The organism is Mesorhizobium ventifaucium, from assembly GCF_935822925.1.
Classification (GTDB): domain Bacteria; phylum Pseudomonadota; class Alphaproteobacteria; order Rhizobiales; family Rhizobiaceae; genus Mesorhizobium; species Mesorhizobium ventifaucium.
Genome location: NZ_CAKXZS010000050.1, coordinates 1 through 24,922, shown reverse-complemented (window position 1 = coordinate 24,922; position 24,922 = coordinate 1). Strand labels below are relative to the sequence as shown.

General features: G+C 62.5%; 25 protein-coding genes and 1 pseudogene. 14 read left to right on the top strand and 12 right to left on the bottom strand.

Annotated elements, in window-relative coordinates; all coding sequences use genetic code 11:
- Positions 1–8 precede the first annotated feature (8 nt).
- From NMG70_RS29165 to NMG70_RS29145, 5 genes are all read right to left on the bottom strand, one after another.
- A complete protein-coding gene (locus tag NMG70_RS29165; protein WP_254027680.1) occupies positions 9–1,061 on the bottom strand; it encodes an ABC transporter permease in 1,053 nt (350 codons plus the stop codon).
- Positions 1,058–1,855, bottom strand: a complete 798-nt coding sequence (locus NMG70_RS29160; RefSeq protein ID WP_077383235.1) for an ATP-binding cassette domain-containing protein — start codon at positions 1,853–1,855, stop codon at positions 1,058–1,060. Before NMG70_RS29160 ends, NMG70_RS29165 begins: the two co-directional genes overlap by 4 nt.
- A gap of 56 nt (positions 1,856–1,911) precedes the next feature.
- Complete coding sequence (locus NMG70_RS29155; protein WP_254027679.1) at positions 1,912–2,925, bottom strand: substrate-binding domain-containing protein; 1,014 nt, start codon at positions 2,923–2,925, stop codon at positions 1,912–1,914.
- A 156-nt stretch (positions 2,926–3,081) separates the two neighbouring features.
- Entirely contained in the window at positions 3,082–3,987 is a 906-nt protein-coding gene (locus NMG70_RS29150; protein WP_254027678.1) for a sugar phosphate isomerase/epimerase family protein, read from the bottom strand.
- 2 nt (positions 3,988–3,989) lie between these two features.
- Positions 3,990–5,018, bottom strand: coding sequence for a Gfo/Idh/MocA family protein (locus NMG70_RS29145; protein ID WP_254027677.1), 1,029 nt, complete (start codon positions 5,016–5,018; stop codon positions 3,990–3,992).
- Positions 5,019–5,214: 196 nt separating this feature from the next.
- On the opposite strand from NMG70_RS29145, the gene NMG70_RS29140 reads away from it, so the two are divergent.
- Positions 5,215–6,240, top strand: coding sequence for a LacI family DNA-binding transcriptional regulator (locus NMG70_RS29140; protein ID WP_254027676.1), 1,026 nt, complete (start codon positions 5,215–5,217; stop codon positions 6,238–6,240).
- Positions 6,241–6,336: 96 nt separating this feature from the next.
- Here NMG70_RS29140 and NMG70_RS29135 read toward each other — a convergent pair whose 3' ends face one another.
- Positions 6,337–6,618, bottom strand: a complete 282-nt coding sequence (locus NMG70_RS29135; RefSeq protein WP_128167136.1) for a hypothetical protein — start codon at positions 6,616–6,618, stop codon at positions 6,337–6,339.
- A gap of 131 nt (positions 6,619–6,749) precedes the next feature.
- On the opposite strand from NMG70_RS29135, the gene NMG70_RS29130 reads away from it, so the two are divergent.
- Complete coding sequence (locus NMG70_RS29130) at positions 6,750–7,616, top strand: SDR family NAD(P)-dependent oxidoreductase (RefSeq protein ID WP_254027675.1); 867 nt, start codon at positions 6,750–6,752, stop codon at positions 7,614–7,616.
- A 3-nt stretch (positions 7,617–7,619) separates the two neighbouring features.
- Here the strand turns inward: NMG70_RS29130 and NMG70_RS29125 are convergent, their stop codons facing one another.
- From NMG70_RS29125 to NMG70_RS29115, 3 genes are all read right to left on the bottom strand, one after another.
- Positions 7,620–8,048 carry a low affinity iron permease family protein gene (locus tag NMG70_RS29125; protein WP_254027674.1) on the bottom strand — a complete coding sequence of 143 codons (429 nt, stop codon included), beginning with the start codon at positions 8,046–8,048 and terminating at the stop codon, positions 7,620–7,622.
- An 83-nt stretch (positions 8,049–8,131) separates the two neighbouring features.
- Positions 8,132–8,773, bottom strand: coding sequence for an LbetaH domain-containing protein (locus NMG70_RS29120; RefSeq protein WP_254027673.1), 642 nt, complete (start codon positions 8,771–8,773; stop codon positions 8,132–8,134).
- A gap of 70 nt (positions 8,774–8,843) precedes the next feature.
- The gene (locus NMG70_RS29115; protein WP_254027694.1) at positions 8,844–9,338 is read right to left on the bottom strand and encodes a CreA family protein; all 495 of its coding nucleotides are present in this window, start codon (positions 9,336–9,338) and stop codon (positions 8,844–8,846) included.
- Positions 9,339–9,582: 244 nt separating this feature from the next.
- On the opposite strand from NMG70_RS29115, the gene NMG70_RS29110 reads away from it, so the two are divergent.
- Both NMG70_RS29110 and NMG70_RS29105 read left to right on the top strand, forming a co-directional pair.
- Positions 9,583–10,158, top strand: coding sequence for an SCO family protein (locus tag NMG70_RS29110; protein ID WP_254027672.1), 576 nt, complete (start codon positions 9,583–9,585; stop codon positions 10,156–10,158).
- An 86-nt stretch (positions 10,159–10,244) separates the two neighbouring features.
- Positions 10,245–11,117 (top strand): 50S ribosomal protein L11 methyltransferase, encoded by an 873-nt coding sequence (locus NMG70_RS29105; protein WP_254027671.1) that lies wholly within the window; start codon positions 10,245–10,247, stop codon positions 11,115–11,117.
- A gap of 35 nt (positions 11,118–11,152) precedes the next feature.
- Here the strand turns inward: NMG70_RS29105 and NMG70_RS29100 are convergent, their stop codons facing one another.
- Positions 11,153–11,338, bottom strand: a complete 186-nt coding sequence (locus NMG70_RS29100; RefSeq protein ID WP_254027670.1) for a hypothetical protein — start codon at positions 11,336–11,338, stop codon at positions 11,153–11,155.
- 434 nt (positions 11,339–11,772) lie between these two features.
- On the opposite strand from NMG70_RS29100, the gene NMG70_RS29095 reads away from it, so the two are divergent.
- On the top strand, positions 11,773–13,620 hold the full coding sequence (locus NMG70_RS29095; RefSeq protein ID WP_254027669.1) for an aminopeptidase P family protein: 1,848 nt from the start codon (positions 11,773–11,775) through the stop codon (positions 13,618–13,620).
- A 137-nt stretch (positions 13,621–13,757) separates the two neighbouring features.
- Here the strand turns inward: NMG70_RS29095 and NMG70_RS29090 are convergent, their stop codons facing one another.
- Complete coding sequence (locus NMG70_RS29090; protein WP_367185615.1) at positions 13,758–15,215, bottom strand: winged helix-turn-helix domain-containing tetratricopeptide repeat protein; 1,458 nt, start codon at positions 15,213–15,215, stop codon at positions 13,758–13,760.
- 220 nt (positions 15,216–15,435) lie between these two features.
- Here NMG70_RS29090 and NMG70_RS29085 point away from each other — a divergent pair, with 220 nt between their 5' ends.
- Positions 15,436–15,882: a cupin domain-containing protein gene (locus NMG70_RS29085; protein ID WP_254021778.1), complete on the top strand. Its 447-nt coding sequence runs from the start codon at positions 15,436–15,438 to the stop codon at positions 15,880–15,882.
- Positions 15,883–16,062: 180 nt separating this feature from the next.
- On the opposite strand, the gene NMG70_RS29080 is transcribed toward NMG70_RS29085, so the two are convergent.
- Positions 16,063–17,100 carry a LacI family DNA-binding transcriptional regulator gene (locus tag NMG70_RS29080; protein ID WP_254027668.1) on the bottom strand — a complete coding sequence of 346 codons (1,038 nt, stop codon included), beginning with the start codon at positions 17,098–17,100 and terminating at the stop codon, positions 16,063–16,065.
- 268 nt (positions 17,101–17,368) lie between these two features.
- Between NMG70_RS29080 and NMG70_RS29075 the strand changes: the two genes are divergently transcribed.
- From NMG70_RS29075 to NMG70_RS29040, 8 genes and pseudogenes are all read left to right on the top strand, one after another.
- On the top strand, positions 17,369–18,385 hold the full coding sequence (locus tag NMG70_RS29075; protein ID WP_254027667.1) for a sterol desaturase family protein: 1,017 nt from the start codon (positions 17,369–17,371) through the stop codon (positions 18,383–18,385).
- Between the two features lie 91 nt (positions 18,386–18,476).
- Positions 18,477–19,463 carry a sugar ABC transporter substrate-binding protein gene (locus NMG70_RS29070; RefSeq protein WP_254027666.1) on the top strand — a complete coding sequence of 329 codons (987 nt, stop codon included), beginning with the start codon at positions 18,477–18,479 and terminating at the stop codon, positions 19,461–19,463.
- 140 nt (positions 19,464–19,603) lie between these two features.
- Positions 19,604–20,641, top strand: a complete 1,038-nt coding sequence (locus tag NMG70_RS29065; protein ID WP_254027692.1) for an ABC transporter permease — start codon at positions 19,604–19,606, stop codon at positions 20,639–20,641.
- Positions 20,641–21,476: pseudogene (locus NMG70_RS29060) on the top strand (ATP-binding cassette domain-containing protein). The gene NMG70_RS29065 and the pseudogene NMG70_RS29060 overlap by 1 nt, the downstream one beginning before the upstream one ends.
- 119 nt (positions 21,477–21,595) lie before the next feature.
- Positions 21,596–22,606 (top strand): Gfo/Idh/MocA family oxidoreductase, encoded by a 1,011-nt coding sequence (locus tag NMG70_RS29055; protein WP_254027665.1) that lies wholly within the window; start codon positions 21,596–21,598, stop codon positions 22,604–22,606.
- 9 nt (positions 22,607–22,615) lie between these two features.
- Entirely contained in the window at positions 22,616–23,575 is a 960-nt protein-coding gene (locus NMG70_RS29050) for a sugar phosphate isomerase/epimerase family protein (protein ID WP_254027664.1), read from the top strand.
- A 9-nt stretch (positions 23,576–23,584) separates the two neighbouring features.
- The gene (locus tag NMG70_RS29045; RefSeq protein ID WP_254027663.1) at positions 23,585–23,896 is read left to right on the top strand and encodes a MocE family 2Fe-2S type ferredoxin; all 312 of its coding nucleotides are present in this window, start codon (positions 23,585–23,587) and stop codon (positions 23,894–23,896) included.
- 192 nt (positions 23,897–24,088) lie between these two features.
- Positions 24,089–24,901, top strand: a complete 813-nt coding sequence (locus tag NMG70_RS29040) for a 3-methyl-2-oxobutanoate hydroxymethyltransferase (RefSeq protein ID WP_254027662.1) — start codon at positions 24,089–24,091, stop codon at positions 24,899–24,901.
- Positions 24,902–24,922 lie beyond the last annotated feature (21 nt).

Here is a 24,922-nt window from a genome sequence, read left to right as displayed (position 1 = left end):
TATCCCCCTCACCGATACCGCGCCTGGTTCCATTTGTGGCCGAGCAGCGACAGGATGATGATCAGCCCGTTGAAGAACTGGACATAGAAACCGCTCAGGCCTGCCGCGACGACGCCGGTCTGGATGAACGACACGGTGACGGCGCCGATGGCGCCGCCGACCACGGTGCCGACGCCGCCCCAGGTCGGCGTGCCGCCAACGAACACCGATGCCAGCACCGGCAGCAAATAGCCGTCGCCAGCCGTCGGCCACCAGGTGAAGTTGATCATCACCGAGAAGGTGCCGGCGATCGCCGCCCCGATGCCGACGAAGACGAACACTTTCACCCGCACGCGCTTGACGTCGATGCCCATCTGCTGGGCGCTGTCGGGATTGTCGCCGACCACCTTCACCTGCGCGCCGAAGCGATGCCTGTTGTAGAGCAGCGCCGACAGCACGACGAAGCCGATGGCCCAGAAGATCTGCACCGGGATGCCGTAGAGCTGGCTGGAGAAGATCTTGTAGGCCCAGCTGTCGGGAAGGCTGGTCAGCGCCGTCGACTTGCCTTCGTTGATGATCTGGATCAGGCCGCGCAGCAGGAAATTCATGCCGAGTGTGGCGATCAGCGACGACAGCCCGCCATAGACGACCAGCGACCCGACCAGGAAGCCGAGCAACGTGCCCGTTGCAATGGCGGCGGCGATACCGAGAAACGGGTCGTAGCCGGCCTGCACGACCAACGCGAAGACCCATGAGGCAAAGCCCATCGTCGCCGGAAACGACAGGTCGATCTCGCCGCAGGTGACGACGAAGACCAGCGGCACCACCACGAACAGCGCAACCGGCAGCGTGGTGAGCACGGAACGGTAGAGATACCAGGTGGTGAAGACGGTCGGGTTGGCGATCATGAACACGGTCATCATCACCACGAACACGGCAAGCGTGCCGAGTGCGGCGCGGTTGTCGAGGATGAAGCCGCGCATCCAGTGATCGGATGGGTGTTTCCACTCTTTCCGGGGATTGCCGGGACGGGAGATGCCTGCGGACGGCTCGTGCAGATCGGGCTCCATTGTCTTGCTCATCGTGCTCTCTGCTCTGGGTCGCCGGCGTCGTGCAGTCCCGGCAATCCGCCCGGATGCGCGACGTCTTCCATGAAGTTGATGAGGTCTTCGGCCGACTTGACTTGGCTGCGGTCGGCGGTGAGCGCGACCTTGCCGCGATCCAGCACGACGAAACGATCGGCGATGTCGAAGACGTGGTGGATGTTGTGGCCGATGAACAGGATCGACCGTCCGCTCGCCCGCACCTGGCGCACGAAATGGAAGACCTTGGCGGTCTCGGTCAGCGACAGCGCCGTCGTCGGCTCGTCGAGGATGATCAGGTCGGCCTGCTTGTAGATGGCCCGGGCGATCGCCACGCCCTGGCGTTCGCCGCCGGACAGCTGGCCGACGATCGATTGCGGCGTGAACACTTTCGAGGTGAAGCCGATCTCGCGCATCAGCCGGCTCGCCTCCTCGATTTCCTTGTTGACCTTCAGCCAGCCGAGAAAGCCGGTGAGTTCGCGGCCCATGAAGATGTTGCGCACAATCGTCTGCTGCACTGCGAGCGCCCGGTCCTGGAATACCGTCTCGATGCCGGCGTCGCGCGAGCGCGCGGCGCTCCAGCCGGTCACCGGCTGGCCGCGGATGAGGATCTCGCCGCTGGTCGGCTTGACCACACCGGAGAGGATCTTGATCAGCGTCGACTTGCCGGCGCCGTTGTCGCCGATCAAGCCGACCACCTCGCCGCGGTCGACGCTGAGATTGACCCCGCCCAGCGCATAGACCTGACCGTAGGACTTGCTGATGTCGCGCAGTTCGATGAGGCGTTCGGCCATGGCGATCCTCACTTGGTTCCGGCTGCGGTCGGAAGACCGGCAGCCGTGTTTAAAGGTCAGCGCAGCGCCTGCTTGGCGAGTTCGGCGACGATCTCGTAATTGTCAGGAGTGACGAAGCCGGCGCCGGTGTCGACATTCATTGGCGCCAGGCCAAGCACCACCTGCTGGCAGAGGCTGAGGATCGGCAGATAACCCTGCAGGAACGGCTGCTGGTCGGCCGTCAGCTGGACCCAGCCGCCCTTGAAGCCCTCGACGATCTGCGGGCTGGTGTCGAAGCCGAAATTGAAGATATCGCCCGCCTTCCTGCCCGCCGCCTGCATGTAGGTCGGGACGTTGCCCAGCATCTGTCCGCCGGGATAGCCAACCGCCTTGACGTCGGGATTGTTGAGGAGTGCTGCGGTAATCACCGGAATGGCCAGATTGGGGTCGGAAGCCCATTCGCCGCTCGGCGGCGAGGAGAGCTGGATGACCTCGACGCCCGCCTCTTTCAGGGCGGCGACCGTGCCGCGCTCGCGCGCGCCGCGGTTCTCGTTCTCGAACGGGCCGATCATGATCGCCTTGTCGCCGGCCCTGAGCCCGGCCAGCTTGAACGCCTCGGCGCCGAGCGCGCGGCCCTGCTGCTCCTGCTGGGCGCCGACATAGCCGCCGCCGAACGCTGCCGTGACCTTCGGCACCGGCACGTTCTGGTACATCATCCTGATGCCGTCCTTGTGCGCTTGTTCGGCCAGCGGCATGATCGAAGCATCGCCCGGGTGGCCCATCATGGCGATGCCGCCGGGCTTGACCGCGACGGCCTCGCGCAATTGCTGCACCATCTTCTCGACATCCCACTGGGAAAAGATGTAGTCGACCTTAGGCCCAAGATCGGCCTCGGCCTGCTTGGCGCCATTGTAGACGATGGTGCCGAAGGCGTCGCCCTCGGCGCCGCCGACGAAGAAGCGGATGTGGACGTCCTTGCACCATTGGGCATCGAGCGCCTGGGCAGGCAAGGTGGAGATTGCGGCGGCGAGCGCCGTGGCGGCCGCCACGCCGGTCGAGCGCAGAACTGTCCTTATCATCGCGATGCTCATGCACGTTCCTCCCTTTGTTCCCTCGCAAGCCGAGGGTTCTCGACGAAATGCTTCGGCTTCTCGCCACAATGCTTCGCTGGCCGGCTCCTAAGCCCCTGTTTGATGCATGTCGTTGTCGCAAAACCGCTGCACACTTTTGCGCGACATGCATTAGCCTCACGCCGGGTTCGGCAGATACGTCGCACCTCCCCGGCATTGCTTGAGATAGTCCAGCGCCCGCACTTGCCCTGTAATCTCAAGGTCGCCGCGATAGACCGGGTCGTGCCAGCCTTCGATGTCGATGGCGCCCCTGTATCCGGCCAGCCGCAATTCGCTGATCACCCGCGTCCAGTCGCTGTCGCCGAAGCCAGGCGTGCGCATTTGCACGAACGGCAGCCGGCCGAACACGCCATGCTCGCGGATCACGTCCCAGCGCACCGTCGCGTCCTTGCCGTGGACATGGAAGATGCGCGGCGCCCATTTGCGGATCTGCGGGATCGGATCGATCAGGTAGACGAGCTGGTGGCAGGGCTCCCATTCCAGGCCGAGATTGTCATCTGGCAATTCGTTGAACATCAGCTCCCAGGCGTCCGGATTGTGGGCGATGTTCCAGTCTCCATCAGCCCAGTTGCCGTCCATCGCGCAATTCTCGAAGGCGATGCGCACGCCCTTGTCGGCGGCGCGCCGGGCCAGTGGTCCCCAGACCTCGCGGAAGCGCGGCAGGCTGTCGGGCAGCGGCTTGCCGCGGAGGCGACCGGTGAAGCCGCTGACCATCGAGGTGCCGAACAGATGCGCATGGTCGATGAGTGTTTCCCAAGCCTCGAGCACGCCGCGATCGGAATCGCCGCTTTCCAGCGGATTGCCGAAGACGCCGAGCGAGGAGACGACGACGTCGGCGTCGCCGATCGCCTCGCGGATCTGGCCGGCCAGCCGTGGAAGATCCTTGCCGCCCAGCGTCTGCCAGAAGAAGGGCTGGATGCTCTCGAAGCCGAGCGGCAGGATCGCCTTGATATAGGCGGCCGGGTCATCGAGATTGGCCCGCACCATGGTGCCGATCCTGATGTCGAGAAGCGGGTTTGGCATCGTCACCCTTCCTGTGCGATCGCGACCCGGCGGCCGGTTTCGGCGCTTTCGATCGCGGCAAAGACCATGGCCAGGCTCTTGATGTTGTCGGCGCCGCGCGTCTCCGGCTCGCTGCCGGTTTCGACGGCGCGCACAAAATCCTGGATGATGCCGAGATGGCCGCCGATGCGGTCTCTCGGATCGAGCGGCGGCACGGCGAGCGGCTCTGTGCGATCGAACAGGCCTTCACGGATAGGCCGCGCGACTTCCGCCCTCAGCCCTTCCTCACCGTCCCAGACCAGGCTGCCGTGCTCGGCGACGATGCGCCATGTGCTCTCCCAACTGGTGCGGAACCCGTCGGCGCACCAGGAGCCGGCATAGGTGAACAGCTTGCCGCCGCCGAGCTCGAAGATTGCGGTGGCCGACGATCCCTGCCGGTACCAAGAATTGACCGGCTCCCATTCCTGGCAGTAGACGCTGGCCGGCGCGCCGCCGACCATGTAACGGGCGGCGTCGAAAGTATGGATCGCCATGTCGAGCAGCAGGACATGGCGCATCTCCTCGCGAAACCCGCCGAAATGCGGCGCGACGAAGAATTCGGCGTGGATGCTGGTTGGCGCACCGATGGCGCCGGAATCGAGAAAACGCCTGATGCGCCTGACGTTGGCGACATAGCGGCGGTTCTGGACGACGGCGTGCACGCGCTTGGCGCGTCGGGCAGCCTCGACGATGGCGCGCGCGTTCTCCGGGCTGTCAGCCAGCGGCTTCTCCGTCAGGAGGTGGCAATGATGGGCAAAGGCCGCAAGCGCGACATCGCGCCGGGCCGCGGGAACCACGACGTCGAACACTGCGTCGGGCTTGGTCTGGTCGAGCACGGCGTCCAGATTGGTCCCGACAATGGCGCCGGCAAGCTCATATTCGCGCGCCCTTGCCTTCGCCCGCTCGGCATCGAGATCGACAAGGCCGACAATAGCCAACCCGTCGATCTGCCTCGCCGCATCGAGCCAGTGCTTGCTCATCGCTCCGCAGCCGACCAGGACGACATTCATCATCCAGCGCTCCTCCTCCGCTCGGCCCCTCCAGACCGAAGTCACGGCATTCACGCATAGCCGTAAACGTTTTTCCGTAAACGTTTACGAGAACACACCCGAAGGCGTAGAATGTCAATTGGCCGCTCGCGAAAATCACCTTGATCACCTTGGCCTGAAGAGCGGCCGATGATAGCCAGGCAAGGGGGAGAACCGTCCTTTGGCGTCCAGCATCCACGACCTTGCCCGTCACCTGAACATTTCGATCGGCACCGTGTCGCGCGCGCTCAACGGCCGTGCCGACGTCAATGCCAACACGCGCCAGCGCGTGCTCGATGCAGCGGCAAAGCTGAACTATTCGCCGAACCAGTCCGGCCGCAGCCTGCGGCGCGGCGCCACCCACTCGATCGCCTTCATGCTGCAGCCGCACCCGGGCGACCAGCAATATGGCGAGCCGTTCTTCATTCCGTTCCTGACCGGGCTGCAGGCGAAACTCGCGGAAAGCGGGCTCGACCTGATCGTGGTGATGGGCGCGCCGGGCGACTACCAGCAGGAGCGCCTGCGCCGGGTGGTCGAGACGCGCCGGGCCGACGCCGTGGTGCTGGCCTATACGCGTCGCGAGGACGAGCGCATCGATTACCTGACCAGGGTCGGATTCCCGTTCGCGACGCTCGGCCGCAGCCGCTCTGGCGGCAACTCCTATCCGTCGCTCGACCTCGATTTCGAAAAAGCCGGGGCCGACGCGGTCGACCGCCTGGTGGCGCGCGGCCACCGCCGAATCGCCGCCATCCGCCCGTCCCTCAACCTCAATTTCGGCTATCTGTTCCTGGCCGGCTATCGCAAGGCCTTGCGGCGGCACGGCATCGAGGTCGACCCCGGGCTGATCGCGAAAGGCTTCATCAACGAGGCCGGCGGCGACGCGGTGACGCCGCAGGTCATGCGCTCCAAGGACCCGCCGACCGCCATCATCTTCAACAATGACGCGATGGCACTCGGCGGCTGCAAGGCGTTGGCCGAGATGGGCATCAAGCCGGGCCACGACATTGCGGTGATCGTCATCGTCGACTCGCCGCTCTGCCGCTATTTTTCACCGGCACTGACCGGCTTCCGCCCTCGCCTGGAGCCGATGGGACGGCGGCTTGCCGAAATGTTGCTGGCGTCGATCCCTGCCTTCGCCGGCACCGAACGCGCGCGGATCATCCGAGAGGTCTGGCCGCTGGAACTGATCGCGCGCGACAGCGACTGATCGTGGATTATTTTTCTTCTCCTGTGGATCTACGCCCTCGATCGGGTGAGAAGCAGCGGGAGAAACCATCGGCAAGGGACGGATCGGGGGGCCGCCCTAGCCTCGCATCGCTTTCAGCTTTTCCGCTACGGAGGCCGCAAGGTCGGCATAGCGCTCCTCAAGCCGCTCGGCTGCCTTGATCACCGAAAAATCATGGCCAAACTTCTCCAGCGCCATGCGCAGCTTCTCGACGAATTCCGCTTGCTTTTCGAGCGCCGAGAACAGCGTCCTCACTTGCGCTTCGCTGATGTCGGGATTGGCAAGCATTTGCGGCACCTCACGGCTCATCTGGTCGCCGGTGGCGGTCTGCTCTTTCAGGATCTCGATCCAGTCGGTCAATCGGTAATCTCCTTCTTACGCGGACAGCATGCGCAGTGCCTGCCGATCGGTCAACCCAAGGACGCCCAAACGGGCTTGCGCGAGCCTGTCGCCGCGTTAAGTTCGGCGCAACCTGAACGAGGACAGCATCGATGACCACCGACGCCGAAATCCAGAGCGCTTTGCCTGCCCTTGCCTCCGGCAACGTTGCCGTCATCACCGGCGGCGCTAGCGGCATCGGCCTTGCCGCAGCCAGGCGGCTGGCAACAATGGGCCTGAAAATCGTGCTTGCCGATATCGGCGGCGCGCGGCTCGATGAGGCTGCCCGCGCCGTTGCCACGATTGCCGGCGACAGCGCCGTGCTCGCTGTCGCGACCGACGTCTCGAAAGCCGACGAAGTCGACCGGCTGGCCGAAAAGGCATTCGATGCCTTCGGCGGCGTGTCGCTGTTGATGAACAATGCCGGCGTCGGCAACAATCCCGGCAAACCCTGGGAGAACCGCGACGGCTGGAAGCGGCTGCTGGACATCAATTTCTGGGGCGTCGTCCATGGCGTCGAGGCCTTCGCGCCACGCATGCTGGCTGCAGGAAAACCGGGCCTGATCGTCAACACCGGCTCCAAGCAAGGCATCACGACGCCGCCCGGCAACCTTGCCTACAACGTCTCTAAGTCAGGTGTGAAGACCTTCACCGAAGGCCTGGCGCATGCGCTGCGCAACGAGCCCGGTGCCAGGATCGCCGCCCATCTGCTCATTCCTGGGTTCACTTTTACCGGCCTGACCGAAGGTGCGACCGAAAAGCCCGCCGGCGCCTGGACCGGCGAGCAGGTGATCGAATTCATGCTGGGCGCGCTGGTGCGTGGCGACTTCTACATCCTGTGCCCAGACAACGAGGCGACGCGGCCTATCGACGAGAAACGCATGGCCTGGGCGATCGGCGACATTATCGAAAATCGCCCTGCTCTGTCGCGCTGGCACCCGGACCACAAGGACGCCTTCGCGGCGTTCATGGACAGCTGACGCTCAAGCCGCATGCGTCTTCGAGCCGTGCTTTTGCGCAGCGGCTTTCTTGACCGCCATATCAGAGACCTGCCGGTCATGCCGCTTCGCCGCGCGCTCACATTTCTCGCGGATTTCCTCGACCTCGGATTCGGTCAGATGCTCGATGCCGATAAAGCTGTTTTTGGCTTTGCTGACCCGGATCAATTCATCGAGCTTCGCCTGGATCGCGGCGCCATCACGGTTTTGGGTGTTCTGGATAAGGAACACCATCAGGAAGGTGACGATCGTCGTGCCGGTGTTGATGATGAGCTGCCATGTATCGGAAAACCCGAACATCGGTCCGCTTCCCCCCCAGGCAACAATGATCAGGAAGCAGACGGCGAATGTCGACGGCAGACCGGCTAGATGCGCAACATAGTTGGCGATCCTGGTGAAAAGCTTCTCTATCATGGCAGGAGAAACAACCAGCATCCGCTCCGGGTTCCCTCCAGGGAGGGATTTCACCGAGGTAGCCGTTCAGAGACCCGCAAGGATCAGCGGATTTCGTGCTCCCAGCGGTCGAGGAAGGCCTCGATGGAAAGCGCCTGCATGTCGGGAATGGCCCTGGCGAGTTTTTCAACCGACCAGTCCCACCATTCGAGGCTTTCAATCCGCGCAGCGGTTTTCTCGGCAAAACGCCGGCGCAATTGCCTGGCCGGAACGCCGGCGACGATCGCATAGCCAGGTACATCGCGCGTCACCACCGCATTGGCGCCGACGATCGCGCCATTGCCGATGGTCACATCGGGCATGATCACCGCGCCATGGCCGATCCAGACGTCGTGGCCGATGGTGACGGACGTCGCCCGCCGCCTTTCGCGGAACGCCGCGTCGACGCCAAGCCAGCGAAAATACTCGTTTGGCCGGTAGCTGACCTTGTGCTGGGTCAACCGCTCGATCGGATGCTCGAGCGCGTTGATACGGCTGTTGGCGGCGATCGAGCAGAATTTGCCTGTGGTCGTGTAGATCGCCTCGGCGTGGCGCTCGAAATAGGAAAAGTCACCCACTATGACTTCGCGCAAGATGACCCGCTCGCCGATCGAGGCGTAGCGCCCAAGCTTGCATGCCTTCAATTCCGCGGTCGGATGGATGCGCGGCTCGGGGTCTTTCAGGACAAGATTTTCGGGACGCTCCATGCCGGCGGCTTTACGCCCGGACGATTGGTCCCGCAAGCGGGACCAATCGTCCGTCACCTGTTTCCAGAGCCTATTTCGGCTTGCCGTTGGTCCACACCGCGTTCTGCCCATAGAGCGGTACGGTCGTGACCGACATTTTCGCTGAACCGTCCTGCACCTGGCGCGAATGCGACAGATAGATCAGGGTCTCGTTGGCTTTATCGTAGATGCGGTTCACCACCTGTTTCTTCCAGATCAGGCTGATGCCTTGCTTGAACACCTCCTCGCCGGCCTCGCTCATGTCGATGTCGCCGATGGTGATCGGCCCGGTTTGGCGGCAGGCGATCGAGGAATCGGATGGGTCCTCGAACCAGTTGCCCTTTTGCAGGCGATCGATCACGCCACGGTCGAAATAGGAGACGTGGCAGGTCACGCCTTCGACCTTCGGGTCCTTGATCGCCTCGACGATGATATCGTTGCCGAGCCAGTCGACGCCGACCTTGCCGACCTCCTGGGCGACAGCCGCACCAGCACCGATGAAAAGGCACGCGGCCAAAGCGCCGCCGATCAGTTTTCGCCCAATCAGTCCTTGCCCAATCAGTCGTTGCCCAATCAATCGTTGCAACGAAGCCTCCTGCCGTTCGAGTTTTGCCGACCTCAGGTGGGACGGGCGGCAGCACATTGCAAGCGGACCATTTTTTAAGGGAAAGCCGGTTGCGGCAACGCGACATCTTTGCGCGCGCGAGATCAAACCGTTAAGAGTGTTCGCCCAACAAGCTCCAAGGGCGCCCGACACGGCGCCAATGAAAATCGCGACGGACACCCAATTGATGATGCGTTCAATACTGGTCGGCATTCTCGTCCTGATGGCGGCGGGCATCGGCTGGCTCACCTTTGAATGGTACCGTGGGCACTATGGCGGCGAGCCGTTCGGCGCGCCGTTCACGCTGGTCGACCAGAAGCGCGCTCCGATCACCGAGGCTACCTTTCGCGGCCACCCCAGCGTCGTCTTCTTCGGCTTCACCCACTGCCCGGAAGTCTGCCCGACCACGCTGTTCGAACTGGCCGGCTGGCTGAAGACGATGGGCGACGATGGCAAGAACCTGCGCGCCTATTTCGTGACGGTCGACCCGGAGCGCGACACGCCCGAAATCATGAACGCCTATATCAGCAACTTCTCCGACCGCATCATCGGCATCACGGGCGAGCCGGACAAGGTCCGTGCCATGGCCAAATCCTTCGGCATCTATTCGAAGAAGGTCGATACCGGCAACGGCGACTATACGATGGACCACACCGCTTCGGTGCTGCTGCTCAACGCCAGGGGCGATTTCGCCGGCACCATCGCCTATGGCGAAAGCCCGGACGCCGCAATCGCCAAGCTCAAGCGACTGGCGGCAGGCTAGTGCATGATCCCGAACCGAAGGTCCGCGCCCAGCGAAAAGTGGAACCGATTTTCGGACAAGATCATGCTCACAAAGAAAATCGTTTGATGACCCAAACGCGGCTTTATTTCACCACTGGAAAGATCGAGGCCGACCGTATCTTCGCGGCGTTCGAAACGGCCTTCGAGGACGAGGGTCTGCCGATTGCCATCCTCGAAGTCGATGAGGATCGCGACATCCAGGAAGTGTCGCTCTATGCCGACGGCGATGTCGACGCCGTCGAGGCGCGCGTGGAAGAGATCCTTGCCGGGCTTGCCTTGTCGAGGCCGATTGCGCGCGAGCCCGTGCCGGATATCGACTGGGTGACGCGTTCGCTGGAGGGACTGAAGCCGGTGCGCGCCGGCCGTTTCTTCGTGCACGGCGCGCATGACCGCAGGAAGCGCCACAGCGGCGAACTCGCCATCGAGATCGAGGCGGGCCTCGCCTTCGGCACCGGCCATCACGGCACCACCGCCGGCTGCCTTGAAATGCTGGAACAGGTCGTGCGGCGCGAGCGCCCGCGCAACGCGCTCGACCTCGGCACCGGCAGTGCGGTGCTGGCCATCGCGCTGGCCAGGCTCGCCCATATCCCGGTGCTGGCGACCGACATCGATCCGGTCGCCACAAAAGTCGCCGGCGCCAATGCGCGGCTCAACCACGTCAAGGCGCTCGTCGAAACGGTGACGGCGCGGGGGTTCCACCATCCGATCTTTGCCGCGCGCGGGCCCTTCGACCTCATCGTTGCCAACATACTGGCGCGGCCGCTGATGCGGCTGGCGCCCGAAATGGCCAGGCATATCGGTTTGGGCGGCTCGATCGTGCTGTCAGGCATCCTCGACCGGCAGCGCGACGCGGTGATTTCGGCCTATGTCGGCCAGCAGTTCCGCCATGTCAGGACGTTGCATCGCGAAGGCTGGGTGACAATCCACCTCAAGCGGTGACGCGCAGCGCCTTCAAACGCAAGCCGTAAATTCGCTCAGACGTAGCGCGACCTTGCCGCCTTCTTCAGTTCTTCGCGATCGTAGCCGTTCGCTTTCAACGTTTCGTCGTCAAAGCCAAGCAGGACGCCGCTCACATAGCGGCTCGCTTCGCGCTGGCGCGCTTCGATGAGAGCGTTCACGGCGCTTCTGAAAAATCCGCGTCTGGCTGGAATCGTGGACATGATGGTCTCCTTTGCAGGGCAATAAGACTCTTTCCTCCACATCGAAAAGGTAAGCTCTGCTGACCTTTTTTTAATCGCTGATTCTGCATGGCGTCCATGCGCAAAAGCGCACGTCGATGACCACTGTTGATGGCGGCGCCGCCCCTCATCCGCCTGCTGGCACCTTCTCCCCTTATATTGTGACGGGGAGAAGGGGGAATTGCCGCAACCTCGCCCCCTTTCTGCACCGCCGACAATTGGCGAAAATCTTTGGTGATAGTGTCTTTCTCCCCGTCATATACGGGGAAAAATGCCCGGCAGGGCAATGAGGGGCGGCGCAGACCTGAAGCGATTGCCCTGCTGGATCGAATCCGGACCGAAGATCGGCGCAGCAAAAGTCGATTCCGATTTTCGGGGTCATGCGCTACGGTCGCGCCAGCATCCGAGGAGAGACCATGATGTTCCAGACCTTTGATCCCGCAGGCGACCCCGCCCTCGGCAAGCCGCGTGTGGCGTTGCTGCGTCAATGGCTGGCGGCCAACGGGCTGGATGGCTTCATCGTGCCTCGTGCCGACGAGCATCAGGGCGAATATGTCGCTGACCGCTCGGCGCGGCTGAAATGGCTGACCGGCTTCAGCGGCTCGGCCGGCGTCGCTATCGTGCTCGGCGACCGTGCCGTCATGTTCGTCGACGGCCGCTACACGCTGCAGGTGCGCCAGGAGGTCGATCTCGACATCTTCTCGATCGAAAGCCTGGTCGACAATCCGCCCGCCACCTGGATCAAGGACAACCTCGGCAAGGGCGTGCGGCTTGGCTTCGACCCGTGGCTGCAGACGATCGGCGACGTGAAAGCGCTGAAAGCGTCGGCCGAAAAATCGGGGGCGACATTGGTGCCGATCGAGAAGAATCCGATCGACGCCATCTGGGAGGATCAGCCCGAACCGCCGCTGGCGCCGGTCGAGATTCATCCGATTGGCTTTGCCGGCGAATTGGCCAAGGACAAGCTGGCGCGGCTGGCCGAGGCCATCGGCAAGGATGGCACCACTCATGCCGTGCTGACCGACCCGTCCTCCATCGCCTGGGCCTTCGATGTCCGCGGCGGCGACGTGCCGCACACCCCTCTGGCGCTCGGCTTCGCCGTGCTCGCCGCCGATCGATCGCACCTGCTTTTCATGGATCAGCGTAAGTTTTCACGCACCGTCGCGGCCTACCTGACGCAGCTCGCCGAATTGCACGAACCCGGTGAATTCGAAGCTGTTGTCGCAGCCCTGGCCAAGGGCGGCGCGAAGATCGCGCTGGATCCCGTGCTGGCGGCGGAGAAGCTCAGGATGCTGGTCGAGGACAATGGCGGCACCGTCATCACCGCGCCAGACCCTGCCCGCATTCCGCGCGCGACGAAAAACCAGGCCGAGATCAACGGCGCCCGCGCCGCACATCGCCGCGATGGCGCCGCGGTCGCCAAGCTGCTTTGCTGGCTCGACCGCCAGGAACCGGGCAAGCTCGACGAGATCGCGGTCGTCACCAAGCTTGAGGAGTGCCGCCGCAGCACCGGCGAGGAAACGCAAATGCCGCTGCGCGACGTGTCCTTCGACACCATCGCCGGCGCCGGCCCGAACGGCGCCATCATGCACTACCGCGTTTCCCGCGCCACCAGCCGAAAGCTTCAGTCTGGCGAACTGTTCCTGCTCGATTCGGGCGGGCAGTATCAGGACGGCACCACCGACATCACCCGCACCGTGCCGATCGGCACGCCGACCGAGGAAATGCGCGAACGTTTCACGCTGGTGCTGAAGGGCATGATCGGCATTTCCATGCTGCGCTTCCCCCCCGGCACGCGCGGCTCCGAGATCGACGCCGTGGCGCGCCTTGCCCTGTGGAAACACGGTTGCGATTTCGCCCATGGCACCGGCCATGGCGTCGGCTCCTATCTGGCCGTGCACGAGGGCCCGCAGCGCATCGCCAGGACCGGCACTGAAAAGCTGCTGGCGGGCATGATCGTCTCCAACGAGCCGGGCTACTACAAGGAGGGTTCTTACGGCATTCGCATCGAGAATCTTATCCTGGTGACGCCGGCCGAGCCGATAGAGGGCGGCGACATCGCCATGCACGGCTTCGAGACACTGACGCTGGCGCCCATCGACACCAGGCTGGTGCGGTCGGACCTTTTGACGCGCGACGAGCTGCATTGGCTCGACACATACCACGCCCGCGTGCTGGCCGAGATCGGACCGATGCTCGACGGCGAGACGCTGGCCTGGCTGGAAAAGGCAACCGCACCGCTGCCGCACGACCAGAAGATTTGATTTTGAAAGGGCGGTGGGTCAGCTATCGGCCCGAAACCAGCATCGCCCTGAGTGTGAGACGGACCTTGGCTTGTGCTGCCCCAACAGCTGCGCGCCACGCACAGACGATATCAATCTGCAGGGAATGGCCTGTAGTCTTATTGCTGCCAACCGGCTTTCTTCAACAGATGCGCCATCTCGTCTGCCCAATGTAGATTGCGCAGCCTGAGCGGCGCCAAGGCATCGCCTGAAGGATTTTCCATTTCCCGCATCAGCTCAACGCAAGATCTTGCCTCCGGCAGGCGGCCGAGCGAAACGTAGCAGCAGGCGAGTGTTTCGTGAGTAGGCCGCCATGCGGGAGCGATCTTGCGCGCCTTGATGGCTGCGGCAAGCGCCTCGTTTGCCTGTCCTGCGAATAGGTAGGCGAGCGCCACGACATTGAACCAGACGAAGTTCTGCGGATCGTAAGGGTTCAACATAAGGCCGTGTTCGAGCGGCGCTATCGCTTCGGATGCGCCGCCGCGGAAAAGCTGCCCCATTCCCAATACCAGATGGCCAAGGGCGAAGCTTGGGCTGATCTCGATCGCCTTTTCCGCGGCAAGAACGGCCTGTTCCGGTGCATTGGCGTAGATGCTGCAGATGGCCAGCGCGTAATGCGAATAGGGGTTCTTCTCGTCGAGCCGAACCGCCTTCAAGGCTGCATCCAGGCCTTCCCGGATATCCTGTGCGGGCTTGTCGCTCCAGCCGTAAGCAACGATGCCGGCGCTCACGCGGCCGAGCCAGAGATGGGCCTCTGCGAGCTCAGGGTCGAGCCTGCATGCCTCCCGGAACAGCTTGCGGGCACTCAAGTGAGTTTGACGGCCGACATGGTGGAAATGCCAGGTACCTTGCCGCACCAGGTCCCACGCCGTCGCGCTTCCGCTGCTGCGTGCAGGGGCTGGAAGCGACTCCGTCTTGAGAAGTTCGGGCTCGATCGCGCCAGCCACCCGCTCGGCTATGGCATCCTGGACGGCAAACGCCTCCGTCATCTCCATTTCGTATCGTTCGGCCCAGATCTGATTGGCCGAGGCGGCATCAACCAGTTGCGTCGAGACCCGGATGTGCTCGCCGGACCGGCGCACGCTGCCTTCCAGCACGTAACGGACGCCAAGCTCGCGGGCCACCTGCTTGGAGTCGACCGACTTGTCCTTGTAGACGAAGCTGGAACCGCGCCCGATCACCCGGAACCACCGGAACCTTGTCAGCGCTGTGATGATGTCCTCGGTGATGCCGCCAGCCAGATAGGCCTGTTCCTGGTTGTCGCTCACATTGGCGAACGGCAAAACCGCGATGGATGGTCTTTCGGGAAGACTCGTCGGCTGGCCGGAACTAGGAAGCCCGCCATCTGCAGCGCCGTCCAGTACACGGACGCTGCCGGCGAAACGATATCCGGTGCGCGGGACCGTGGCGATCCACTCGCTGCCGTCCGGCTGTGAGCCGAGCAGCTTGCGCAGGGCGGCAACCTGCACAGAGAGATTGCTTTCCTCGACAACGGCATCGGGCCAAGCCGCTTCCATGAGTGCCGTCTTGCTCAGCACTTGCGTCGGCGCCGCCAGCAGGGCTTGAAGCAACGACAAGCCTTTTTGCCCGAGCGCAACCGGCCGGCCCTCTCGGACAAGCGCCCCGCGCAGCATGTCGAACACGAACGGGCCGAACGCTAAGCAGCGCGGTGATGCGACATTCCGTTTATCGGCTTCGGAAGAATTCGGAACTTTTCGCCTCCCCCTTTAGGACTTCGGCCGGACGAGCGGTCATTTTGGCCGTCTTCGCACAGACTAACACAAATGGAGGTCGAAAATGACGATGTTGAAGCAACCGTCCGGAGCGAACAGTGTGGCGCCCAGCGAGGGAAAGGCTGTGGTCGTCAGAGGTGGCAAGGCATATCGGGCCGAACAGGGGTCGGACTATCTACCGGGAATCAGTTCAGAGACCGTCGGCGCAAAGGCGCTTTGGCTGGGCATCGCCACAATGCCTCCGGGGAGACGGACCAAGGCCCACGTCCACGCGCGTCACGAAACAGCATTTTATATGCTGAGCGGAGATGAGCTGGAGATGTGGAGTGGGGATGAACTGCAATTTCGGGACGTCGTGCATCCCGGTGACTATCTCTACATTCCGGCCAACGTGCTCCACGTTGCCGTGAACCGGTCAAGCACGCCCGCCACCTTTATTGGCGCCCGCAACGAACCGACCGCGCAGGAAAGCGTCGTCCTGTTCCCGGAGATGGACGGGAGAATACCGTAGAAAGGCGACCTAGTAGGAATGATTAATCGGCATGGGATCAGCTGTGACGGAGGGGCTTGGCAACTCCGACACATCAGGGCAACGGGCTGCGAGTGCCGCACGACGCAAAGATCTGATTTTTGAAAGGGCGCGGGTCGCCGCAGCAGACGCACTGGGCTGCCGGTCTTGGCAAATTGCCGGCTAGATATTCTCGCGGGTGTATATTTCAAAGGGCAAGATGGTGGTGAAGTTGCCGTTCTCATTCGGGGCGGAGACGGCGCGCACCATGCCGGCCAGGGCTTCCTGCGCGATCCGGGCGAGTGGATGTGAGATGAGGAAGGTCAGCGTGCCGTCTAGCAGCGCTGTGCGGGTCACGTCCATCAACTCGTAGCCGACGACGACCAGTTTGCCGGCCCGGCCGGTTGACCGAAGCGCTGCGATCGCGCCGGTGATGCCGCCGCCGGCGATGTAGAGGCCCGAGATATCCGGATTGTCGGCGAGCAGCTTCTCCGTCATCTCCTGCGCTATGGCTCTGGATTCGAAGGTCAGCACCGGCTCGAGCAGGGTGAAGCCCGGCGCGTGCTCGCGGAAATAGGAGCGGAAGCCGCTCTCGTTCATTTCCTGGCAGCGATAGCGGTGATTGCCAACGAGGATGCCGAGCTTTCCGGGCTCGCGGCAGACGTGTTCGAACACCCAGGCCGCTGTGCGCCCGACCTTCCAGTTGTCCAGGCCGATATAGTGAATCTCGCCGGTCGCCGATATCTGCGAGATAAGCGCAAAGACCGGCACGTTGCGGCCCTGCAGCGCCTCGACCGCCTGGACGACAAGCGGGTGGACCGCGGCGACCACGCCCAAGGCGTCGCATTCTCCGCCCAGCGCCAGCATGCGCGACGCAATGTTCTGCGGCGACAGGTCGTCGAGAAATTCCGTCCGCACCTCGATCTCGCAATCGCCGACTGCTTCCGCCGCCAGACGCAGCGCCTCGGCCACGTTGTGATAGAAGGCGCGGCCGGGCTGATGCAGCAGGAAGCCGAACCTGTAGCGCGGCCGGGCGGCCGCGACGCGACTTCTGAGCGCCCCCATGCCGTAGAAGCCGACCTGCTCCGCCGCCTGTCTTACGCGTTCGCGTGTGCCTTGCCGGACGACGCCCGAGCCGCTCAGCACCCGGTTGACAGTGGCCACGGAGACCTTCGCCTCGATCGCCACATCCTTGATCGTTGGACGCTTGCGCTGATCCATTCTATCTCATCCATGCGTTAGAATGATACAAAAGTATCACGGACAAGGCCGCACTGATACGAATGATACAAAAAAATTGGAATAAACATTCTACTATTGATTCATTTTGGATCAAGATGTTTATCAGTCAACAAGCAAGCAAGGCGGACGCGCCGCCAGCCGAGGGATAACAGCTCCACAGATGCGTTCCGGCCCTCCGACGTATGGCGGGGCGAGGCTGCGCGCATGCGGGCTATCCTTGCCGGCGCTGCCCAGTGGAGGTTCTGGCATGGACGATCTCAAATACGGCGTGCGGGACAAGCGCGGAGACTGGAAGCCGAGCGGGCGACTCGAGATAGCGCCGTTCTGGAGCTGGCCCCCGAAGCTGCCGAAGGTCCTGGGATGGCTGCCGGGCTACATCTGGCCGTGGAATGCCTTCCACATGGCCACCGCACTTCTCTACTGGTTCTACGTCGTCCCCAACGTCGAGACGATGAAGTCGATCAGCTGGGGCTGGGCGCTATGGCTTTATGCCGTCAATGCCGCGGCGATCTTCGTCTTCTACGGCATTTTCGAGCTGCGCTACTACGTCCAGCGCGCCCAGGCGACGCGCTTCAAATACAACCACAAATTCCCAGGCGACACGCCTTCGGATGTCTTCTGGTTCCAGAGCCAGAACCTCGACAACTTCCTGCGCTCTTTTTTCATCACGATCCCGCTATGGACCGTGGTCGAAGTCATCTTCCTCTGGTGCTTTGCCAATGGCTACGTGCCGTGGGTCGGCTGGCAGGACCACCCCATCTATCTCGCAGCGCTGGTGCTGATCGCGCCCGCCATCCACGAGGTGCACTTCTTCTTCATCCACCGGCTGATCCACTGGGGCCCGCTCTATCGCTGGATCCACTCGGTCCATCACAATTCGATCAATCCCTCTCCCTGGTCATCGCTGTCGATGCATCCGGTGGAAGGCTTCCTCTATCACGCCGTCGCCTTCTGGCACCTGGTCATCCCGTCCAATCCGATTGTTGCGCTGTTCCAGCTGCATGTCGCCGGCTTCGGAGCGGTCAACGGCCATCTGGGTTTCGAAAAGCTGGAGCTGACCGAGGATACGGCCGTCTCAAGCGAGGCCTATGCCCACTACCTGCACCACAAATACTTCGAGGTGAACTACGGCGGCGAGGGGCTGATCCCGCTCGATAAATGGTTCGGCACCTGGCACGACGGCACCAAGGAGGGGGACGCCCTGATGGACGCCCGGTTCCAAAAAAAGCGGGAGCGCGTGAACGCCAGGGCGGCGAGCCACTGAACACGACACGAGGCGCGCAACCGGGAGGGAGGCGGTGCGCTTGAGATTTTCTAAAACCCCGTCTGAAGACGGCAAATGGGAGGAGAAAGATATGAAGCGTATCACCAAACTCTTGGCGGCAGTCGTGCTGGCCGGCGTGGCTGCGACAGCCGCTACGTCCGCCATGGCCGGGTCCAAAGGAGCGAAGATCTTCGTCATCGGCGGCAAGGCCGATGATCCGTTCTGGTCGATCGTCAAGCGCGGGGCAGAGGACGCCGGCAAGGTCGTCGAGGCGCAGGGCGGCTCGGTGACGTGGCTCGGGCCGCAGAACTATGACAATCTCGGCGCCGATGCGGCTGACCTGATCCGGACCGCGATCTCGCAGCATGCGGACGCCATCGTCGGCCCGGACTGGGTGCCTGAATCCATGGACGAAGCCTTCAAGGCTGTGGTGGCGGCCGGCATCCCGCTCATTATCTACAATGCTGGTGGTCTCGACGCGGCCGACCGGCTTGGCGCCATGAACTACATCGGCAGCGACGACTACAAGGCAGGCTTTGCCGGCGGCGAGTATTTCGGGAACCACGACCTGAAGAACGTGGTCTGCGTTAATACCCTTCCTGGTGCTGCCAACCTTCGTGCGCAATGCGCGGGCCTGCTTGCCGGTGTCGCCAAGCATGGCGGCAAGGGCGTCGAATTGCCCCTACCGATGAGCAGCTTCGGTAACCCGACCGCAGTAGCACAGGCCCTCAAGGCGCATCTGCTGCAGAACCCGGACGTCGTCGGTGTGTACACGATCGGCAATGTCGACGCCAACAGCGCTGCAAACGGTATCATGCAGGCGGGCTTGAGCGACAAGGTCAAGCTCGGCGGCGTCAACATGGACCAGACTATCCTGGCCAACATCAAATCCGGATCGCAGCTGTTCACCATCGACCAGCAAGGCTACCTTCAGGGTTACCTGGCGGTGTCGATCCTGAACGGTCACGTCAACTATGGTCTGACCGTTCCGACACGCGAGATACTGACCGGCCCCGGCGTCGTCGACGAATCGAACGTCGATGCGACGATGGCGGGCGTGCAGGCTGGCGCGCGATAGCAGCAGTCGCAAACGCTTCGCAATCGATGTGTCCGGCCTGAAAGCAAGGCCGACGGCCGGGCATATTCTCGACAGTGACTACTGTGCCGTAGTGTGAGCAGCGCGTCTCAAAGAAACGCCGGGGATTCCCAATGAATTCAATGGTCGAAATTCAAACAACAGCCAAGGCTGGGTCAACCCCCAACCTTTGGTCGTCAATCGGCAATCTCATGCGTCGCCCTGAAGTGGGATCTTTTCTGGGTATGATGGCGGTCTTCGCGTTCTTCGCCATTTTCGGCGGTGCCAATTTCGTAACCGCGGGTGGCGCGGCAAGTTGGTTGAACGTTGCGTCCGAGATCGGGATCGTGGCGCTTCCGGTCGGACTCCTGATGATCGCGGGCGAACTGGATATTTCCATCGGGTCGGTCATCCCGGCAACATCGATGACCGTCGCGACTATTTCGGGCTACTATGATCTTCCGATCATGGTCGGTGTTCTTGCCGCGCTGGGCCTCGGACTGCTCGTGGGCTTCATCAATGGGGTTCTCGTCATTCGAACGGCCGTGCCGTCGCTGATCGTCACGCTCGGCAGCCTCTTTGCCGTGGCAGGACTAACGCTCGGCGTCGCCATCATTCTGACGGGCAGCACCGGCGTCGCGATCCGGGCCGACCCGTTGGCCAAGGCCGTTTTGGGGCAATTTGTCGGCGGAATGTTCCAGATCACCATTTTCTGGTGGCTAGGCGCCGCGATCATCGTCGGCTACCTGCTGCACTTCTCGCGATACGGCAACTGGATCCTCGCACTGGGCGGAGACAAGGTAAGCGCGCGCAACGCCGGGATACCCACCGACAGGGTGATCACCCTGTTGTTCATGGGCAGCGGCCTGTGCGCGGCATTCGTCGGCGTGTCGCAGGCGCTCCTGTACAACAGCGCCCAGGTTTCGACCGGCCAGTCATTCATCTTCAACTCGATAATATCGGTGGTCATCGGCGGCGTGCTGCTTACAGGCGGCTTCGGTTCCGTGGTGGGTATCGTTTTCGGAACAATCACCTTTGCCATTGTCAACCAGGGCATCTTCTACACCGGCTTCGATGCAAATTGGGCGAGCCTTATCATCGGCGTCCTGCTGCTGGCGGCAGTCCTCATGAACAACACGTTCCGCAAGATGGCGTTGACTTACACGCCGAAGAAGAAGTGATGATGATCACTATGGCCGAACCAATTCTGCAGCTATCGAACATCAACAAGTCTTTCGGACCTATTGATGTGCTCCACGACATCTCCCTCGCTGTTAAGGCCGGCGAGGTCCTCTGCTTGCTCGGCGACAATGGCGCCGGCAAGTCGACCCTGATCAAGATCCTTTCCGGCGTCCACCAACCGACTTCGGGCACGATCTTGATGGATGGCAAGCCGATCCAGTTCGCGAGCCCCCGCATGCCAGCGATCTCGGCATTTCGACGGTCCATCAGTTCGGCGGAACGTTTCCTCTGATGAGCATCGGGCGATCGTTCTTCGTGGGCGTTGAGCCGACAAGGAAATGGGGACCATTCAGCATCTACGATCGCAAGAAGGCGAATGAAATTGCCGTCAAAGCGGTCCAGGAGTTTGGCATAACGCGGATCGACGACGGCGACCGCCTCGTGGGCGGTCTGTCCGGCGGCGAACGCCAGTCGTTGGCCATTGCCCGTGCCGTCCATTTCGGTGCCCGGGTCCTGATCCTCGACGAACCGACCGCCGCGCTCGGTGTCAAGGAAGCAGCCCATGTGTTGAGGATCGTGCTCGAGGCGCGCAAGCGTGGCCTTGCAGTGATTTTCATCACCCACCAGGTCATTCACGCCCTGACCGTAGGCGATCATTTTGCTGTCCTCATCAGGGGTGCCCTGGCAGCCGATTTCCGCAAGGGCGAGAAGACTCGCGAGGAGATCACCGACCTTATGGCTGGCGGCGAAGCGATGGCGGAGCTCGAAGCCGAAATCGAATCGTATCAGGCGGCGCATGAAGGGCGCGCACCACCTGTTGCCGATTTGCGATAGACAGCGCCCGACGAAGATCTCCGAAGATGCGCCACCTCCACAGGGGCATCTTCTGACCCGGCCGGCGGAATGAGCTGCTCCGCCGGCCGGTTTCTGCCCGAAACCAGAGAGAGAAAATCATGACTGTTCGCATCGCTGTCATCGGTGCCGGAATCATGGGCGCGGATCATGCGCGCATCGTTGCCGGCGATTTGCCCGGGGCCGTCCTGCAGGTGGTTTGCGACCCGTCGCAAAAGCGCGCGCGGGCCTTGGCCGAGGAATGCGGCGCGAAGGATGTTGCATCCGATGCGCTTGCGACGATTGCACGTTCCGACGTCGACGCCGCCCTGATCGCGAGCCCGGACGAAACTCACGCGTCGCTGACGCTGGCTGCCATTGAGGCCGGAAAACCCGTTCTCTGCGAGAAACCGCTGGCACCCAGTTCGGCCGATTGCATGCGTGTCATCCAGGCGGAAATGAAGGCCGGTCGACTGTTCGTGCAGATCGGCTTCATGCGTCGCTTCGATCCTGCCTATGCGGAGATGAAGGCGTTGCTCAGCGTTGGCACCCTCGGCCAGGCAGTCATCATGCACAATTTCCACCGCAACGTCTCGGCGCCGGCAAACTTCACCGGGCTGATGGCGATCACCAATTCGGCGCCGCACGAATTCGACGTGGCGCGGTTCGTCCTCGACACCGACTATTCTTCGATCTCGGCCTTCCAGCCTGCAGGGGTCGACGCTTCACGGACCGGTGCGCCGGTCTTCATGGTGCTGGAAACATCTGGCGGCCAGCTGGTGAATATCGAGATCAACAACAATGCAGCCTATGGTTATGACGTACGCGGTGAGTTGGTCGGCGAGAAAGGCTCGGTCTTTCTGGGCGCGCCGGTCCACTCCCGCATCAATATCGAACTTCAGTCGCTGGAGCGCTACGCCCCAGATTGGCGTCCTCGTTTTGCGGAAGCCTACCGGCTACAGAACAAGGCTTGGCTCAAGTTCGTCGAGACGGGTGTGCCCTCGCCGATCGCAGCCAATGCGTGGGATGGCTACTGTGCGACGCTGACCGCCGAGGCCGGCGTAAAGGCGCTCTCCGAAGGCGGAAAAGTAGTCGTCGAATGCGCCGAAAAGCCTGCATTCTATCATCGCTAGGAAAGCATCATGAAACTGGGTTTTGTATCCGACAGCCTTGGCAGTCGTACGTTTGAAGGGTTGTTGGACGAGGCGGTGCGTCTCGGTGTCAATGGTGTCGAGATTAACACCGGCGGATGGTCGACGGCACCGCATTTCGACCTGGCCAGGATGAAGTCCAGCGCAGGCGCCCGAACGGAATTCCGCAAAGCATTTGCGGACCGCGGCCTCGACGTGATCAGCCTGAATGCCAATGGAAACCCGCTGCACCCGACCGACCCTGCCCAGGCAGAGTGCCTGAAGGACACGATCCGCCTCGCTGGCGAAATGGGCATCAAGACCGTCTGCACCATGTCGGGCTTGCCGGCCGGGAGTGCCGAGGACAGGATGCCGAACTGGATCGTTTCGTCCTGGCCACCGGAGACCCAGTCTATCCTGCGCTATCAGTGGACTGACGTGCTCATTCCGTTCTGGGAAGAAATCACAGCGCTGGCGAACGAAAGCGGGGTGGAACGCATCGCGCTCGAACTTCACGGCAACCAGTGCGTGTACAATGTGCCATCGCTGCTGAGGCTACGCGAGGCAGTCGGACCTCTCGTCGGTGCCAACCTCGACCCCTCGCACCTGTTCTGGATGGGTGCTGATCCGCTCGTCGCGGCCGAGGCCCTCGGCGGGGCGCTCTTCCACGTTCATGCCAAGGACACGATGCTGAACGCGCCAGTCCAGGCAACGACCAGTCTTCTGGAAAACGGCAGCCTGATGGACATCCCGGCACGTTCCTGGAGCTACATCACTCTCGGATTCGGCCACGGCGAGGAATGGTGGCGCAAGTTCTGCTACCGGCTGAAAATGGCCGGCTACGACGGCTGGCTGTCGATCGAGCATGAGGATGTCATGCTCAACAGTCTCGAAGGACTGGAGAAATCGGTTTCGCTCCTCAAAGACGTCATGCCTACCACGGCGAGCGACTACAAACCGCAAGAAATCTGAGGAAGAAAGATGACTGAATGGATCGACGCCTGCTCGGCAGATGACATCGAGAACGAAGACCTGGTCCGCTTCGATCATGATGGCCGGACCTTCGCCATTTATCGCAGTCCCGATGACGAATTCTTTTGCACCGATGGCCTGTGCACCCACGAAAAGGTGCATCTGAGTGGCGGTCTGGTCATGCAGTACAGGATCGAATGCCCGAAGCATAATGGCGTGTTCGATTACCGGACAGGCGAAGCGCTGCGCGCACCGGTCTGCGTGAACCTGAAAACCTACAACACCAAGGTCGAGGATGGCCGCGTGTATGTTGAGATCTGAAATGGCTGATAGCTTTGTCCTTGCGGCCTGCGCCGAGCGACCGGCACAGGCGAGATCGACTACAGGGGCATCGCCCATACACTGAAGGGCATGGGCTACCGCAGGCCGGTGAGGATGGAGGCGTTTGCCTCCGGAGATCCCGAGGCGGCGCTGCAGGCCTTGCGCGAAGCTTCACAGTCTGAGGGAACAAGAATGATCACCAAGAGCACCCGACCCACCGTCGCCGACATACGCGCCATGAAAGGCCGTGCACAAAAGATATCCATGCTTTACGTCACTACCATCGAAGAGGCGGCGGCAGCGGACGCGGCCGGCGTCGACATGCTTTCGATCGAGGGCCGCTTCTTCTCGCCCGAGATGCGCGAGGCGGCCGGCCGATGCTTCGTTCAGGTCGGGCTCCCCTACGGCCCTGCCGGCGATCTGGCGACAGCCGAGGATTATCTCAAAGCCGCCTACCACTTCATGCGGCTGGGCGGCGATTGCTTCTATTGCGCCGCCTCACTCGATATCCAGAAGGCGCTCTGCGACAACGCGGTCCCGATCGTCGCCCACGTCGGTTTGATCCCTTCGCAATGCACCTGGACCGGCGGGTTCAAGGCTGTCGGCAGGACGGCTGAGAGCGCGCGCGTCGTGTGGGACCATGTGAAACGCCTGGAGGCCATTGGCTGCTTCGGCGCGGAGCTGGAGGTGGTGCCCGACCGGATCGGCGAACTGATCACCAGGAGTACGCCGATGATCATGCTCGGCATGGGTGCCGGACCGCACGCCGACGCGCAGTACCTTTTCAGCGAGGACGTGCTCGGCCACACCGCTGGCCACAAGCCGCGCCACGCGAAAACCTATCGCAACTTCGCCGCCGAATATGAACGGTTGCAGCGCGAGCGCATCGCCGCCTATCGCGAGTTCATCTCCGACGTGCAAACCAGCGCCTATCCCGAGCCGCAGCACGTGGTGCCCATCACCGACGAAGAGCTTTCTGCCTTCAAGGCGGCTCTGGGCCTCTAGTCTAGAGCATCGGACGTTCAA